The organism is Enterobacter sp. PL_is511 (assembly GCF_055816065.1).
The window spans coordinates 699,971-715,329 of sequence record NZ_JBVPGP010000024.1; the positions used below are offsets into that span (position 1 = coordinate 699,971).

At 56.1% G+C, this 15,359-nt stretch carries 14 protein-coding genes; 8 read left to right on the forward strand and 6 right to left on the reverse strand.

Annotated features, from left to right (window positions below):
• Positions 1–16: 16 nt before the first annotated feature.
• The 5 genes from ssuB to ssuE are packed head-to-tail and all read right to left on the reverse strand — an operon-like array spanning position 17 to position 4,257.
• Positions 17–787, reverse strand: coding sequence for an aliphatic sulfonates ABC transporter ATP-binding protein (gene ssuB, locus AC0TN7_RS18685; protein WP_090417511.1), 771 nt, complete (start codon positions 785–787; stop codon positions 17–19).
• On the reverse strand, positions 784–1,575 hold the full coding sequence (gene ssuC / locus AC0TN7_RS18690; RefSeq protein ID WP_023311016.1) for an aliphatic sulfonate ABC transporter permease SsuC: 792 nt from the start codon (positions 1,573–1,575) through the stop codon (positions 784–786). Before ssuC ends, ssuB begins: the two co-directional genes overlap by 4 nt.
• A gap of 9 nt (positions 1,576–1,584) precedes the next feature.
• Positions 1,585–2,730, reverse strand: a complete 1,146-nt coding sequence (ssuD, locus tag AC0TN7_RS18695) for an FMNH2-dependent alkanesulfonate monooxygenase (protein WP_024907776.1) — start codon at positions 2,728–2,730, stop codon at positions 1,585–1,587.
• Positions 2,727–3,689 (reverse strand): aliphatic sulfonate ABC transporter substrate-binding protein, encoded by a 963-nt coding sequence (locus AC0TN7_RS18700; RefSeq protein WP_473702339.1) that lies wholly within the window; start codon positions 3,687–3,689, stop codon positions 2,727–2,729. Before AC0TN7_RS18700 ends, ssuD begins: the two co-directional genes overlap by 4 nt.
• Positions 3,682–4,257 (reverse strand): NADPH-dependent FMN reductase, encoded by a 576-nt coding sequence (gene ssuE / locus AC0TN7_RS18705; RefSeq protein WP_023335146.1) that lies wholly within the window; start codon positions 4,255–4,257, stop codon positions 3,682–3,684. The genes AC0TN7_RS18700 and ssuE overlap by 8 nt, the downstream gene beginning before the upstream one ends.
• A 248-nt stretch (positions 4,258–4,505) precedes the next feature.
• On the opposite strand from ssuE, the gene pyrD reads away from it, so the two are divergent.
• Both pyrD and zapC read left to right on the forward strand, forming a co-directional pair.
• On the forward strand, positions 4,506–5,516 hold the full coding sequence (pyrD, locus tag AC0TN7_RS18710; protein ID WP_463726895.1) for a quinone-dependent dihydroorotate dehydrogenase: 1,011 nt from the start codon (positions 4,506–4,508) through the stop codon (positions 5,514–5,516).
• Positions 5,517–5,682: 166 nt separating this feature from the next.
• Positions 5,683–6,225: a cell division protein ZapC gene (gene zapC / locus AC0TN7_RS18715; protein ID WP_023311020.1), complete on the forward strand. Its 543-nt coding sequence runs from the start codon at positions 5,683–5,685 to the stop codon at positions 6,223–6,225.
• On the opposite strand, the gene AC0TN7_RS18720 is transcribed toward zapC, so the two are convergent.
• On the reverse strand, positions 6,222–7,331 hold the full coding sequence (locus AC0TN7_RS18720; RefSeq protein WP_463726894.1) for a YcbX family protein: 1,110 nt from the start codon (positions 7,329–7,331) through the stop codon (positions 6,222–6,224). The two genes, zapC and AC0TN7_RS18720, sit on opposite strands and share 4 nt — an antisense overlap.
• Positions 7,332–7,429: 98 nt before the next feature.
• Here AC0TN7_RS18720 and rlmKL point away from each other — a divergent pair, with 98 nt between their 5' ends.
• From rlmKL to rmf, 6 genes are all read left to right on the forward strand, one after another.
• Entirely contained in the window at positions 7,430–9,538 is a 2,109-nt protein-coding gene (gene rlmKL / locus AC0TN7_RS18725; protein ID WP_008499936.1) for a bifunctional 23S rRNA (guanine(2069)-N(7))-methyltransferase RlmK/23S rRNA (guanine(2445)-N(2))-methyltransferase RlmL, read from the forward strand.
• A 12-nt stretch (positions 9,539–9,550) separates the two neighbouring features.
• Positions 9,551–11,458 carry an ABC transporter ATP-binding protein gene (locus AC0TN7_RS18730; RefSeq protein ID WP_061715629.1) on the forward strand — a complete coding sequence of 636 codons (1,908 nt, stop codon included), beginning with the start codon at positions 9,551–9,553 and terminating at the stop codon, positions 11,456–11,458.
• 13 nt (positions 11,459–11,471) lie between these two features.
• Positions 11,472–12,725: a membrane integrity-associated transporter subunit PqiA gene (gene pqiA, locus AC0TN7_RS18735; protein ID WP_024907769.1), complete on the forward strand. Its 1,254-nt coding sequence runs from the start codon at positions 11,472–11,474 to the stop codon at positions 12,723–12,725.
• Between the two features lie 4 nt (positions 12,726–12,729).
• A complete protein-coding gene (pqiB, locus tag AC0TN7_RS18740) occupies positions 12,730–14,370 on the forward strand; it encodes an intermembrane transport protein PqiB (protein WP_061715628.1) in 1,641 nt (546 codons plus the stop codon).
• Positions 14,367–14,933 (forward strand): membrane integrity-associated transporter subunit PqiC, encoded by a 567-nt coding sequence (gene pqiC / locus AC0TN7_RS18745; RefSeq protein ID WP_024907767.1) that lies wholly within the window; start codon positions 14,367–14,369, stop codon positions 14,931–14,933. Before pqiB ends, pqiC begins: the two co-directional genes overlap by 4 nt.
• A gap of 256 nt (positions 14,934–15,189) precedes the next feature.
• Positions 15,190–15,357, forward strand: coding sequence for a ribosome modulation factor (gene rmf / locus AC0TN7_RS18750; RefSeq protein WP_013097261.1), 168 nt, complete (start codon positions 15,190–15,192; stop codon positions 15,355–15,357).
• Positions 15,358–15,359 lie beyond the last annotated feature (2 nt).

Sequence of the window (15,359 nt, forward strand, 5' to 3'; positions counted from 1 at the left end):
GGCCTGGGTGAGGGCATCAGGCATTAGCCTTAGCTCGCTGTAACTCCGTGCTCCCGCGCTTCATCACTCGATCTAATACCTCAGCTTCGAGCTCCCCCAGTCTTGCCGAGCCCACGCGACGAGGCCGCGGAAGATCCACCGTCAGATCCAGACCTATTTTCCCGTCCTCTATTAACAGCACCCGGTCCGCCATCGCGACGGCTTCGCTCACGTCATGCGTCACCAGCAGTACCGTAAAGCCGTGCGCCTGCCACAGGGATCCAATCAAATCTTGCATTTCGATTCGCGTCAGGGCGTCCAGCGCGCCGAGCGGTTCATCAAGCAGCAGCAGGCCAGGACGGTGAATCAACGCCCGCGCCAGCGCCACGCGCTGCTTCTGCCCACCCGAGAGGGCGGCAGGCCATTCATCGGCTCGATTTTCCAGCCCAACGGCGGCCAGTGCCTGGCGGGCTTCATCCCGCCAGCTGCCCTTAAGACCGAGCCCGACATTGTCGATAACCGTTTTCCACGGCAGCAGCCGCGCGTCCTGAAACATCATGCGGGTATCGTCCTGAATATTCGAAAGCGGCGTTGTTCCTGCCAGAATGTCGCCGCCGTTAGGGGCTTCCAGTCCGGCCAGCAGCCTTAGCAGGGTACTCTTGCCGCCGCCGCTGCGCCCGACAACGGCCACAAATTGTCCGGCGGGAATATGCAGATCCAGCCCGTTAAGAATGGTGTTTTCGCCGTAGCGTTTGGTCACGCCGTTCAGCAGTAACGGTGTTCCCTGGTTCAGTCGTGCAGTATTCATGCTTTCGCCTCCTGAAGGGTGTAGGCCGGGTTCCAGCGCAGCCAGCTGCGCTCCAGCCACTGGGCGCTAACGTCGGCGAGTTTGCCGAGCAGGGCATACAGAATGATGGCAACCACCACCACGTCCGTTTGCAGGAATTCGCGGGCGTTCATCGCCAGGTAACCAATGCCTGAATTGGCCGAGATAGTCTCTGCTACAATCAGCGTCAGCCACATCAGGCCGAGCGCAAAACGCACCCCGACCATAATGGAGGGCAGGGCGCCCGGCAGGATCACGTGTATAAAGAGAGAAAAACCCGATAAGCCGTAGCTGCGCGCCATCTCCACCAGACCGCGATCGATATTGCGGATCCCGTGCCAGGTGTTGATGTAGATCGGGAACAATGTGCCCAGCGCCACGAGGAAGATTTTGGCGCTCTCATCAATCCCAAACCACAGGATAACCAGCGGGATCAGCGCCAGATGCGGCACGTTGCGCAGCATCTGAATAGAGGTATCCAGCAGCCGCTCGCCCCAGCGGGAAAGGCCACTGATCAGGCCCAGAACCAGACCGATGCTGCCGCCGATGGAAAACCCAATCACGGCGCGCCAGGAGCTGATCGCCAGATGCTGCCACAGCTCACCGCTCACGCTCAGCGACCAGAACGCTTCTACAACGCCCTCCGGGGAGGGCAGAATACGGCTCGACAGCCAGCCGGTGGACGACGCGAGCTGCCAGAGTGCCACAATGCCGACGGGTAAAAACCACGGCGCGGCGCGCAGCAGCCATTTTTGTGAGGTGGCAGACATGGTCACTCCTTAGCTCTGTGCGGCTTTGCGTGGAATAAACTCGTTCGCCACGGCTTCGCCCTGAAGCTGAAGCCGCTGCGGCTGTGGAATTTCCGGAATGGCGACATCCAGATGCGGGAATAACAGCTCGCCCACCTTGTACGCCTCTTCCAGATGCGGATAGCCGGAGAGAATAAAGCTGTCGATGCCCAGCTCGGCGTATTCATTAATTCGCGCGGCCACGGTCGGGCCGTCGCCGACCAGCGCTGTGCCCGCACCGCCACGTACCAGGCCGACGCCCGCCCACAGGTTCGGGCTGATCTCCAGGTTCTCGCGCTTGCCGTTGTGCAGGGACGCCATTCGGTGCTGTCCGACGGAGTCGGTTTTGGCAAATGCAGCCTGGGCTCTGGCGATCGTTTCATCATCCAGATGCGAGATCAGGCGGTCCGCCGCCTGCCAGGCTTCTTCATTGGTTTCGCGAACAATCACATGCAGGCGAATGCCGAAGCGCACCTTGCGGCCATGGGCGGCCGCCTTAGCGCGGACCTGGGCAATTTTTTCTTTCACCAGCGCAGGCGGTTCGCCCCAGGTCAGATAGAGATCGACCTGCTCTGCCGCCAGATCCTGGGCCACATCCGACGATCCGCCAAAATAGAGCGGCGGGCGCGGCTGCTGCACTGGCGGGAAGTAGAGTTTCGCGTCGCGAACGTGGATATGCTTGCCTTCAAAGGTAACGGTTTCACCTTCCAGCAGACGTCGCCAGACGCGGGTGAACTCGGCGGAGGCTTCATAGCGCTCGGTATGGTCGAGAAATACCCCATCGCCCGCCAGCTCCTGCGGATCGCTGCCCGTCACCAGGTTAAACAGGGCGCGGCCGTTGGACAGTCTGTCCAGCGTTGCCGCCTGACGCGCCGCCACGGTGGGGGAGACAACGCTCGGGCGTAACGCAACCAGGAACTTCAGACGCTGGGTGACCGGGATCATCGACGCGGCCACGAGCCAGGCATCTTCACATGAACGTCCGGTCGGGATCAGCACCCCGGTGAAACCGATTCGGTCCGCCGCCTGCGCAATCTGCTGCAGGTAGCCGTGGTCAACCGGGCGCGAACCCTCTTCTGTACCAAGATAGTGTCCATCACCGTGGGTGGGTAAAAACCAGAAAAGATTCAGACTCATGATTTAGCTCCTTCTTTGCCTGCGGGCTGCCAGATGCGTTCGCGAATAGTGACCTGTTTCGGCACCAGGTGGTTTTGATAGAAAAGGTCAGCCGTTTGTTGCTGAAGCGCGGCGACGTGGGCGTCCACGGGCGTGATGGTGGTCGGTGGACGGTGGTTGAGATAGCTCGCGATCACCAGCTCAGGTAAGCCCATGGTTTTCGCCAGCAGGGTAATGCTCTCCTGGCGCTGGGTCTGGGTCAGCGCATCGGCCTGGGTAAAGGTATCCAGTACGCCCTGAATAAATGCGCCGTTCTTTTCCGCATAAGGACGTGCGGCCAGATAGAACGAACCGGTCTGCTTCAGCGTGGTGCCGTCTTTCAGCACGCGAACGCCGCCCTGCAGTAATGCGGCGGAGTAGTACGGATCCCAGATGGCCCAGGCATCAACGTTCTTCTGCTGGAATGCGGCGCGCGCGTCGGCAGGCGTCAGGTAAACAGGTTGAATGTCAGTGAACTTGAGTCCGGCTTCTTGCAGGGCACGCAGCAGCAGGTTGTGTGAGCTGGAACCTTTCTGGAAAGCAACTTTATGCCCTTTAAGATCGGCGACGCTTTTAATGTCGCTGTTTTCTGGCACCAGAATCACTTCGGCCTTCGGTTTGGGCGGCTCAACGCCAACATAGACGAGGTCCGCTCCCGCCGCCTGGGCGAATATCGGCGGAATATCACCCGTACTGCCGAGATCGATACTGCCGACGTTCAGGGCCTCCAGCATCTGCGGGCCAGCCGGGAACTCCACCCAGGAGAATTTGGTGTCCGGGAAGCGTTTTTCCAGAAGCTGGTGGCTTTTCGCCAGCACCATGCTGACGCTGCCTTTCTGATAACCAATGCGTAAACTTTCCGGAGCCGTTTCGGCGGCATGGGCCAGCGAGGAAAGCGCCATCAGACCTGCCAGGCCGATACGGGTTAACGTTTTAAACATGTGCGACTCCTTGAGGCTGACCAAACGCCGGCGCCTGGATATCCCTGCGGTGCAGAGCATGCCAGAAGGTTTCCAGGGCAGTATCGAGGCGGGTTTGCAGGTTCGGCGTAAAATGAGGTTTATGTTGATAATCGATAACCTGGGAGTCATCGGCGAAAACGCCGTGGAGGATCTCCTGCGCTTTCAGCGCGTTGAGCACCGGCTTCAGGGCATAATCCACGGCCAGTAAATGGGCAACCGTACCGCCCGTTGCCAGCGGCAGCACGACTTTGCCGTCCAGGGCACGTTCCGGAAGCAGATCGAGCAGGGTTTTCAGCGCCCCGGAAAAAGAGGCTTTATAAATGGGCGTTGCCACAATTAGGCCGTCAGCGCCGTTAAGCTGCTCGATGAGCGTTTTAAGCGCAGGGCTGTCGAAACGGGCATAAAGCAGATCTTCAGGTTCGAAGTTATGCAGGTTCCAGTGGCACACTTCCACATCCAGGGCATTGAGTTTTTCGCGGGCATATTCCAGCAGGGCGCTGGAGCGCGAAGGGAATCGTGGACTTCCGGCCAGGGTAATGACGCGCATACTTCCTCCTTATAACTAATTGTTTGCTTTTATCTAAAATTCATAACAATTTTCAGGAGTGTGACACCGCGCGGTTATTCCACTAAATGATTTATCTGCAATTAAAATGCGAAAAAGTGCATAAGAAATAGACAGGGAGGTAAACGATTGCGTTTTACGCTGATTTTTTGCCGCAGGTCAATTCCCTTTCGCGCGTGGATCGCCCATAATCCCCTCCCGGTTTGCACACCGGGAATCCAGGAGAGTTCATGTACTACCCCTTCGTTCGTAAAGCTCTTTTCCAGCTCGACCCTGAGCGCGCTCATGAATTTACAATGCAGCAATTACGTCGTATTACCGGAACGCCGCTGGCCGCTCTTGTGCGTCAGAATGTGCCGGAAAAACCTGTGCAGTGCATGGGTCTGACCTTTAAAAATCCGCTGGGTCTGGCGGCTGGTCTGGACAAAAATGGCGAGTGTATTGATGCCCTGGGCGCGATGGGCTTTGGCTCTATTGAAATCGGGACCGTCACGCCGCGCCCGCAGCCGGGAAATGACAAGCCGCGCCTGTTCCGCCTGGTTGAAGCCGAAGGGCTGATCAACCGTATGGGCTTTAATAACCTTGGCGTTGATCACCTTGTTGAGAACGTTAAAAAAGCCCACTTTGACGGAATTCTGGGCATCAATATCGGCAAAAATAAAGACACGCCGGTCGAGCAGGGTAAAGATGACTATCTGATTTGTATGGAAAAAGTCTACGCCTATGCCGGTTATATTGCGGTGAATATTTCTTCACCCAATACTCCGGGGTTGCGCTCCTTACAATATGGCGAAGCGCTGGACGATCTTCTGGGCGCCATTAAAAATAAACAAAATGAACTCCAGACGATCCACCATAAATATGTTCCGGTCGCGGTTAAGATCGCCCCGGATCTTTCTGCCGAAGAATTGATCCAGGTTGCCGACAGTTTAGTTCGCCATAATATTGATGGTGTGATTGCAACCAATACCACCCTCGATCGCTCCCTCGTGCAGGGAATGAAAAACTGTGACGAAGCGGGTGGGTTAAGCGGACGTCCGGTACAATTAAAAAGCACCGAGATTATTCGCGCCCTGTCTGCGGAATTAAAAGGACGCCTGCCGATTATTGGCGTCGGTGGCATCGACTCCGTGATTGCTGCGCGCGAGAAGATGGCGGCGGGTGCGTCACTGGTGCAAATCTATTCCGGCTTTATTTTTAAAGGACCGCCGCTGATTAAAGAAATCGTTACTCATATCTAATCTTTTCTCTTAATCAGACAACCAGGGCTTTATTTCCAGCCCTGGTTGTTTTATATTCCGTCACTGTTGCTTATTTAGACATTATAGTCTTTTATTAATGGTGTTATAAACGAAGCGGCGATCAGGACATTTTTAGTACAGGACGTTTCGGGGACGGGAGAGAAACATGCGAATTAAACCTGACGATAACTGGCGCTGGTATTTTTGCGACGAGCATGATCGAATGATGCTCGATTTAGCCAATGGCATGTTGTTTCGCTCTCGTTTCGCCCGCCGAATGTTAACCCCGGACGCGTTTTCCCCGTCGGGCTTTTGCGTTGACGATGCGGCGCTTTATTTCTCCTTTGAGGAAAAATGCCGCGATCTGGTGCTTTCTAAAGAGCAGCGTGCCGAGCTGGTATTAAATGCGCTGGTGGCTATCCGCTTCCTGAAACCGCAAATGCCAAAAAGCTGGCATTTTCTTGCGCACGGTATGAGCTGGACCCCGGCAACGGGTGATGCGGCGAGCGTCAATCTGAGCGATACCGCAGAAGAGGTAAGCCTGCTGGTGGTTGAGCCTGGTGAAAATGCTGCGCTCTGCCTGCTGGCCCAGCCCGGCGTAACCATTGCCGGGCGGACGATGCAGCTTGGCGATGCCATTAAAGTGATGAACGACAGGCTGAAGCCACAGCTGCGCGTAGATTCTTTCAGCCTCGAACAGGCGGTTTAAGCTTCCAGCTGTACGGACGTTTTCGGTATGCAGCTACAGCACAGAATTGTGCCATCATTTCCAATTGCCGATTTTTTCAACGCACTTACTTCGCCATCCACCAGCCTGATGCGGCAGCATCCGCAAATGCCTGCGCGACAGGAATAGGGGACGCGAATACCTGCCTGCTCCAGTTGCTCCAGTAATACCTGCTGGTTGTTGCCACGGATGATGTTTCCCTGCCAGTGAATATCTACCGCAGAGGCGACATTCGTCACAACGTCGACCATTTCTTCTTCCTGACCTGAGCCGTACACTCTTGCAGGCCCTCGGGCAAGGATCTCTACCTCATCACCAACGCGGATTGCACCGCTGGAGCGCGGGATCAGGTTCTGGCCGAAATCCACATCGCCGTTGTCCTGCGCGGTGCGGAATGACTGCAGCGTCTTCAGCGGTTCGCCGGAAGGGTGCTTCTGGCCTTTCTCCGGGCTCACCGTGGTGAAAATGCAGCGGCTACAGGGTTTTACGACATCAAAGATGACGCTGCCAATGCGGATCACTTTCCAGGTGTCTTCGTCCCAGGCGTCAACACCGGTCACCACCAGGTTCGGACGAAACTGTTCCATCTGAACGCTGGCTTTGCAGCGGCGTTGTAAATCACGCAGCGAGGCTTCGTTAGTCAGCAGGAACGGGAAGCCATCGGCGAAGGAGAGGGGAACGGCGTCGTGGCGCTTCACGCGACGCGTCAGTTCAGGCCCAACCCAGCGTAGTTGAACGTCGCGGGAGAAGAAGCCGCTCAGCCAGCGGTTAATCTCATCCGGGGCGATGCGCGCGGTAAAATGGTTACCCCACACTTCCGTTGGCGCATCGACGAGCGCAAAATCAGCAAAGCGAATCACCGCGCTGGAACCGTCCGGCGCGGTCAGGTGCAAACCGTCATGAAGCGGGGAAGGGGTAAAGCGAACCATCTGAGGGAACTGACGTGCGGTAATGAACGTACCGTCAGGCTCGGTGACCATAAAAATACGATCGAAGGCGAATCCGCTCATGTCGGCCAGCGCGTGAGAGACGCCGATGCCGCGCATGGATTTCACCGGATGAATAAAAAGCCTGGATAACGTCGCCACTGCACACTCCCACAAATGAAAATAAGCCTTCAACTTTATGACATACACGCCATATTAGCTATAATGCGCGACAATTTTCTAAGAGTAAAAGTGACGATATGAATTCTCTGTTTGCCAGTACGGCCCGTGGGCTGGAAGAGCTGTTAAAAACTGAACTGGAAAGCCTGGGCGCACAAGAGTGCCAGGTGGTTCAGGGTGGTGTCCATTTTGAGGGCGACACACGGCTTATTTACCAGAGCCTGATGTGGAGCCGTCTGGCGTCGCGCATCATGCTGCCGATGAAGGAGTGCAAGGTTTATAGCGACCTTGACCTCTATACCGGCGTACAGATGATCGACTGGACAGAGATCTTCACCCCGAATGCCACCTTTGCGGTGCATTTTAACGGCGTGAACGACGAGATCCGCAACAGCCAGTACGGTGCCCTGCGCGTAAAAGACGCCATTGTGGACTGCTTCACGCGTAAAAATAAGGAACGTCCGAACGTCGATCGTGAAAACCCCGATCTGCGTATTAACGTCTGGCTGAACGGTGACACGGCGAGCATCTCTCTTGATCTGAGCGGTGCAGGCCTGCATCTGCGCGGCTACCGCGATCGTACCGGTATGGCGCCAATTAAAGAAACGCTGGCGGCTGCCATTGTCATGCGCTCCGGCTGGCAGCCGGGCACGCCGCTGCTCGATCCGATGTGTGGTTCCGGTACGTTGCTGATTGAGGCGGCCATGCTGGCAACCGATCGCGCGCCGGGCCTGCATCGCGGTCACTGGGGCTTTAAAGGCTGGGCACAGCACGATGAAGCGCTCTGGAAAGAGGTCAAAGACGACGCGCAAACCCGCGCACGCAAAGGCCTGGCGGAGTACACCTCCCACTTTTACGGTTCGGACAGCGACCCGCGCGTCATTGAACGCGCGCGCAGCAACGCCCGTCGCGCCGGTATCGGCGAGCTGGTCACCTTCGAAGTGAAAGACGTGGCGAACCTGACCAACCCGTTGCCAAAAGGCCCGTACGGTACCGTGATCAGCAACCCGCCATACGGCGAGCGTCTCGACAGCGAGCCGGCGCTGATTGCCCTGCACAGCCTGCTGGGCCGCAATATGAAGGACCACTTCGGCGGCTGGAACCTGTCTCTGTTTAGCGCCTCGCCGGAGCTGCTGAGCTGCCTCCAGCTGCGCGCCGATCGCCAGTTTAAGGCCAAAAACGGCCCGCTGGACTGCGTGCAGAAGAACTACCATCTGGCGGAGAAGGCGGCCGACAGCAAGCCGTCCGGCGTGGCGGAAGATTACGCCAACCGCCTGCGCAAGAACCTGAAGAAATTTGAGAAGTGGGCGAAGCAGGAGGGCATTGAATGCTATCGCCTGTATGATGCCGACCTGCCGGAATACAACGTGGCGGTTGACCGCTACGCGGACTGGGTGGTGATTCAGGAATATGCGCCACCGAAAACCATTGATGCGCAAAAAGCGCGTCAGCGCATGCTGGACGTCATTGCCGCCACCATCGCCGTGCTCGGCATTGCGCCGAACAAGCTGGTGCTGAAAACCCGCGAGCGTCAGAAAGGGAAAAACCAGTATCAGAAGATGGGTGAAAAGGGTGACTTCATCGAAGTGGGCGAATACAACGCGCGCCTGTGGGTCAACCTGACCGACTATCTGGATACCGGTCTGTTCCTCGACCACCGTATCGCTCGTCGCATGCTGGGCCAGATGAGTAAAGGCAAAGATTTCCTCAACCTTTTCTCCTATACCGGCAGCGCCAGCGTGCATGCCGGTCTGGGCGGCGCGCGGAGCACCACCACGGTGGATATGTCCCGCACCTATCTGGAATGGGCGGAGCGCAACCTGCGTCTTAACGGCTTAACCGGACGTCAGCATCGCCTGATGCAGGCTGACGTGCTGGGCTGGCTGCGCGACACCGACGAGCAGTTTGACCTGATCTTTATCGATCCGCCGACCTTCTCCAACTCCAAGCGTATGGAAGATAGCTTTGATGTACAACGCGATCACTTGCGCCTGATGACCGACCTGAAGCGCCTGCTGCGCAAAGGCGGCACCATTATGTTCTCGAACAACAAACGCGGCTTCCGTATGGATCATGACGGCTTAGCAGCCCTGGGACTGAAAGCACAAGAAATCAGCCAAAAAACGCTGTCTCAGGACTTTGCCCGTAACCGTCAAATCCATAACTGCTGGTTGATTACCGCGGTCTGAAAGGAAAAATAAATGTCTTTAATTAGTATGCACGGCGCGTGGCTCTCTTTCAGCGACTCACCGCTTCTCGACAATGCGGAACTGCACATCGAAGATAACGAGCGCGTCTGTCTGGTGGGCCGTAACGGCGCGGGTAAATCCACGCTGATGAAAATCCTCAACCGTGAACAGGGTCTGGATGACGGGCGTATTGTTTACGAGCAGGATCTGATTGTCTCCCGCCTGCAGCAGGATCCACCGCGTCACGTGACCGGCAGCGTTTACGATTTCGTGGCGGAAGGGATCTCCGAGCAGGCTGAATACCTGAAGCGCTATCACGAGATTTCGCATCTGGTGATGACCGATCCGAGCGACAAAAACCTCAACGAACTGGCGAAAGTGCAGGAGATGCTCGATCACCACGGTCTGTGGCAGCTTGAAAACCGCATTAATGAAGTACTGGCGCAGCTCGGTCTGGAACCCGATATGGAACTGTCGGCGCTCTCCGGCGGCTGGCTGCGTAAAGCGGCTCTGGGCCGCGCGCTGGTCAGCGGGCCGAAGGTGCTGCTGCTGGACGAACCGACCAACCACCTGGATATCGAAGCGATCGACTGGCTGGAAGGTTTCCTGAAAACCTTCAGCGGCACCATCATCTTTATCTCGCATGACCGTTCGTTTATTCGCAACATGGCGACGCGCATTGTCGACCTCGACCGCGGCAAGCTGGTGACCTATCCCGGCGATTACGATACGTATCTGCTGGAGAAAGAAGAAAACCTGCGCGTGGAAGAGTTGCAGAATGCCGAGTTCGACCGCAAGCTGGCGCAGGAAGAGGTCTGGATCCGCCAGGGCATCAAAGCCCGTCGTACCCGTAACGAAGGCCGCGTACGTGCCCTGAAGGCGATGCGTCGCGAGCGCAGCGAACGCCGTGAAGTGATGGGCAGCGCCAAAATGCAGGTGGAAGAGGCGTCCCGTTCCGGCAAGATTGTCTTCGAAATGGAAAACGTCAACTATCAGGTCGACGGTAAAGTGCTGGTGAACGATTTCTCCGCGCAGGTGCAGCGAGGCGACAAAATTGCGCTCATCGGCCCGAACGGCTGCGGTAAAACCACGCTGCTGAAACTGATGCTGGGCCAGCTGCAGGCCGACAGCGGACGTATTCACTGCGGGACCAAGCTGGAGGTCGCCTACTTCGACCAGCACCGCGCGGAGCTGGATCCGGACCGTACGGTGATGGACAACCTCGCCGAAGGTAAGCAGGAGGTGATGGTAAACGGTAAGCCGCGTCACGTGCTGGGCTACCTGCAGGACTTCCTGTTCCATCCGAAACGCGCCATGACGCCGGTGCGCGCGCTGTCCGGCGGTGAGCGAAACCGCCTTCTGCTGGCGCGCCTGTTCCTGAAGCCAAGCAACCTGCTTATCCTCGATGAACCGACGAACGACCTGGACGTCGAAACGCTGGAATTGCTTGAAGAGCTGATTGACGGCTATCAGGGTACCGTGATGCTGGTCAGCCACGATCGTCAGTTCGTGGACAACACCGTGACCGAGTGCTGGATCTTCGAAGGTGAAGGGCGAATTGGACAATACGTAGGCGGTTATCATGATGCAAAAGGGCAGCAATTGCAGTCTCAGGCGCAGAAACAGTCAAAGTCCAAAATAAGTTCTGAACCTGCTGTAACAAAAGCAGAAACTGTCAAGAAAACCTCGGCTAAACTAAGCTATAACCTGCAGCGCGAACTGGAGGGGCTACCGCAGCGTCTTGAAGAGCTGGAAGCCGCGCTTGAGGATCTGCAAAAACAGGTTGCTGATGCGTCATTCTTTACTCAATCGCATGACTATACTCAGAAAGTACTGTCAGAAATGTCCGCGGCTGAAAAAGCCCTGGAAGAAGCATTTGAGCGCTGGGAGTACCTTGAGTCTCTGAAAAACGGCGCATAAACAGGGATAACATATGTGTGACCAGCACCATGCCGACAGGCATATTTTATGCTCGCAATGCGATATGCTCGTGGCGTTGCCAGAGCTTGGTCACGGACATAAAGCCCTGTGTCCACGTTGCGGTGCGACGTTGACAACCGAGTGGGACGCGCCGCGGCAGCGTCCCACTGCTTACGCTCTGGCAGCATTGTTCATGCTGCTGCTCTCCAATCTCTTCCCCTTCATCTATATGAAGGTGGGGGGGATCACCAGCCAGGTAGATTTGCTTGAAATTCCGGGCGTGATGTTCTCGGAAGATTACGCCAGCCTCGGTACCTTTTTTCTCCTGTTTGTCCAGATAGTCCCGGCTTTTTGCCTGGTCGTCATCCTTTTGCTGGTCAACCGCGTCAGGATGCCGGCACCGCTGAAAATCCGACTGGCGCGTATCCTTTTTCAGCTCAAAAGCTGGGGGATGGCCGAGATCTTTCTGGCGGGGATTCTGGTCAGCTTCGTGAAGCTCATGGCATACGGCGACGTGGGGATTGGCAGCAGCTTTATTCCCTGGTGTCTGTACTGCGTTCTGCAGCTGCGCGCCTTCCAGTGCGTGGACAGGCGCTGGGCGTGGGACGATATCGCGCCAGCGCCGACGCTTGCACAGACGGTGAAGGTCGGCGTACCCGGTATTCGTCAGGGGCTTCGCTCGTGCCCGTGCTGTACCGCCGTGCTGCCCGCCGATCTCGACGTTTGTCCGCGCTGCGAAACAAAGGGGCACGTACGCCGTAAAAATAGCCTGCAGTGGACGATGGCGCTGCTGGTCACATCCATCATGCTGTATCTGCCAGCCAATATTCTGCCGATCATGATCACCGATTTGCTCGGCGACAAAATGCCCTCGACGATCCTCGCCGGGGTGATACTGCTCTGGGGCGAAGGTTCTTATCCGGTCGCCGGCGTCATCTTTATCGCCAGTATTATGGTGCCCACCTTAAAAATGATTGCCATTGCCTGGCTCTGTTGGGATGCGAAAGGGCATGGAAAACGCGATAGCGAACGCATGCACCTGATTTATGAAGTGGTCGAGTTTGTCGGACGCTGGTCAATGATTGACGTGTTTGTCATCGCCGTTCTCTCTGCACTGGTGCGGATGGGCGGTTTGATGAGTATTTATCCCGCGATGGGGGCTTTAATGTTTGCACTGGTCGTGATTATGACCATGTTTGCGGCCATGACCTTCGACCCTCGTTTATCGTGGGACCGTGAGCCTGAATCAAGCCATGAGGAAGAGTAAGAGCATGGAAAATAAGAGTGGAGAGGCGAAAGTGCAGAAGGTCAAAAACTGGTCGCCGGTGTGGATTTTCCCCATCGTGACTGCGCTGATCGGTGCATGGATCCTGTTTTATCATTACAGCCATCAGGGACCGGAAGTCACGCTGATAACCACCAATGCCGAGGGGATTGAGGGCGGTAAAACGACAATCAAAAGCCGAAGCGTGGATGTGGGCGTGGTGGAAAGTGCAACCCTGACCGACGATTTAACCCATGTGGAGATCAAGGCGCGCCTTAATGCCGGCATGGAAAAACTGCTGCACGGCGATTCCGTTTTCTGGGTCGTTAAGCCGCAGGTGGGGCGTGAGGGAATCAGCGGCTTAGGGACGCTGCTTTCGGGCGCCTACATTGAGCTGCAGCCTGGCGCTAAGGGTAACCAGCCAGCCAAATACCAGCTTCTGGATTCACCGCCGCTTGCACCACCTGATGCCAAGGGTATCCGCGTGATCCTCGACAGTAAAAAAGCAGGTCAGCTTACGGCGGGCGACCCGGTCCTGTTCCGCGGCTACCGCGTGGGATCGGTTGAGAAAAGCACGTTTGATCCGCAGAAACGCGCGATCAGCTATCAGCTCTTTATCAATGCGCCAAACGATCGGCTGGTCACCAGCAATGTCCGTTTCTGGAAAGACAGCGGGATCGCGGTGGATCTGACCTCGGCAGGTATGCGCGTTGAAATGGGGTCGCTGACCACGCTGTTTGGCGGCGGCGTAAGTTTTGACGTGCCGGAAGGCCTGGATTTAGGGCAGCCGGTCGCAGAGAACACCGCTTTCCGTCTCTTTGACGATCAAAAAAGTATTCAGGATGCGCTCTATACCGATCACGTCGACTTCCTGATGTTCTTCAAAGATTCTGTCCGCGGTCTGCAGCCGGGGGCACCTGTTGAGTTCCGCGGTATTCGTCTCGGTACGGTTGGACAAGTTCCGTTCTTCGTCCCGGGCCTGAGCCAGATGCTGGATGATGACTATCGTATTCCGGTGCTGATCCGCATCGAACCGGAGCGTCTGCTAAACCAGATTGGCGAAAATCAGGATATTGCTGCCCATATCTCTCAACTGATGGAACGCGGCCTGCGTGGATCGTTGAAGACGGGTAACCTGGTGACCGGTGCGCTGTATGTGGATATGGACTTCTACCCGAAAGCACCGCCGATTACCGGTATCCGTGAATTCGGTGGATATAAGATCATCCCAACGGTGAGTAGCGGCCTGGCGCAGATCCAGCAGCGTCTGATGGAGACGCTGGATAAGATCAACAATCTGCCACTGAATCCGATGATTGAAGCGGCGACGAACTCTTTGAGCGAAAGCCAGGCAACGATGCGTCGTCTGCAAACCACGCTGGATAACATCAACAAGATTACGGCGAGCCAGAGCATGCAGCAGCTTCCGCAGGACATGCAGAAAACGCTGCGTGAGCTGAACCGCAGTATGCAGGGCTTCCAGCCGGGTTCAGCGGCCTACAACAAGATGGTGGCAGATATGCAGCGTCTTGATCAGGTCTTACGTGAACTGCAGCCGGTGCTGAAAACGCTCAACGAGAAGAGCAATGCGCTGGTGTTCGAAGCGAAAGATAAAAAGGATCCTGAGCCGAAGAGGGCAAAAGAATGAAAAAGTGGCTATTGATGGTTGGTGCTCTGCTGTTAACGGCGTGCAGTTCAGGAGTAGATAATAAAAGCTACTATCAGCTGCCTGTGGCGACCCACAGCGGTGGGCAAAGCACGGCCAGTCAGGGAAACCGTCAGCTGTGGGTTGAGCAGGTTGCGGTGCCGGATTATCTGGCAGGAAACGGCGTGGTCTATCAGACCAGCGACGTTAAATACGTGATTGCGACGAACAACCTGTGGGCCAGCCCGTTGGATCAACAGCTGCGCAACACGCTGGTGGCCAATCTGGGCAGTCAGCTACCGGGTTGGGTTGTCGCGTCGCAGCCGTTGGGTAACGACCAGGATACGCTGAACGTCACCGTAACGGGCTTCCACGGCCGTTATGATGGTGCGGTGGTGATCAGCGGGGAGTGGTTGCTGAATCATCAGGGACAGCTGATTAAGCGTCCTTTCCATCTGGAGCTGAAGCAGCAGAAAGATGGCTATGACGAAATGGTTAAAGTCCTGGCTCAGGGTTGGGCACAGGAGTCAGCCAGCATCGCGAGGGAAATTTCCCGGCTGCCATAAGTAAAATTCATCATCAAAAACCGCAGTTGGCCTCTCGCTGATTGCGGTTTTTTTTTCGTTTTCACTTCAGTTTGTTACTTGTGCTGCGTCACAATTTTTGTACAAATGAACTTCCAGGTAGCTCACAAATATGACACCCGTATGAATTTTGAACATTGACGATGGGGCTAATTCGGGGTATTCGTTATCTGTGCCTGTACATTGAGTGCAGACACTGTTTTCTTTCCACCAGACAAAAGAATGAGGGAAACGAGGCATGAAGAGACAGAAACGAGATCGCCTGGAACGGGCTCATCAACGTGGTTATCAGGCCGGCATCGCTGGACGTTCTAAAGAAATGTGTCCTTATCAGACGATAAATCAAAGGTCACAATGGCTTGGAGGCTGGCGAGAAGCCATCGGCGACAGGGCACTCATAGCCTGATA

What these genes read in the sequence shown, in the direction of transcription:
- ssuB (WP_090417511.1), bottom strand. Translation starts at nt 787, where the DNA reads ATGAATACTGCACGACTGAACCAGGGAACACCGTTACTGCTGAACGGC.
- ssuC (WP_023311016.1), bottom strand. Translation starts at nt 1,575, where the DNA reads ATGTCTGCCACCTCACAAAAATGGCTGCTGCGCGCCGCGCCGTGGTTT.
- ssuD (WP_024907776.1), bottom strand. Translation starts at nt 2,730, where the DNA reads ATGAGTCTGAATCTTTTCTGGTTTTTACCCACCCACGGTGATGGACAC.
- AC0TN7_RS18700 (WP_473702339.1), bottom strand. Translation starts at nt 3,689, where the DNA reads ATGTTTAAAACGTTAACCCGTATCGGCCTGGCAGGTCTGATGGCGCTT.
- ssuE (WP_023335146.1), bottom strand. Translation starts at nt 4,257, where the DNA reads ATGCGCGTCATTACCCTGGCCGGAAGTCCACGATTCCCTTCGCGCTCC.
- pyrD (WP_463726895.1), top strand. Translation starts at nt 4,506, where the DNA reads ATGTACTACCCCTTCGTTCGTAAAGCTCTTTTCCAGCTCGACCCTGAG.
- zapC (WP_023311020.1), top strand. Translation starts at nt 5,683, where the DNA reads ATGCGAATTAAACCTGACGATAACTGGCGCTGGTATTTTTGCGACGAG.
- rlmKL (WP_008499936.1), top strand. Translation starts at nt 7,430, where the DNA reads ATGAATTCTCTGTTTGCCAGTACGGCCCGTGGGCTGGAAGAGCTGTTA.
- AC0TN7_RS18730 (WP_061715629.1), top strand. Translation starts at nt 9,551, where the DNA reads ATGTCTTTAATTAGTATGCACGGCGCGTGGCTCTCTTTCAGCGACTCA.
- pqiA (WP_024907769.1), top strand. Translation starts at nt 11,472, where the DNA reads ATGTGTGACCAGCACCATGCCGACAGGCATATTTTATGCTCGCAATGC.
- pqiB (WP_061715628.1), top strand. Translation starts at nt 12,730, where the DNA reads ATGGAAAATAAGAGTGGAGAGGCGAAAGTGCAGAAGGTCAAAAACTGG.
- pqiC (WP_024907767.1), top strand. Translation starts at nt 14,367, where the DNA reads ATGAAAAAGTGGCTATTGATGGTTGGTGCTCTGCTGTTAACGGCGTGC.
- rmf (WP_013097261.1), top strand. Translation starts at nt 15,190, where the DNA reads ATGAAGAGACAGAAACGAGATCGCCTGGAACGGGCTCATCAACGTGGT.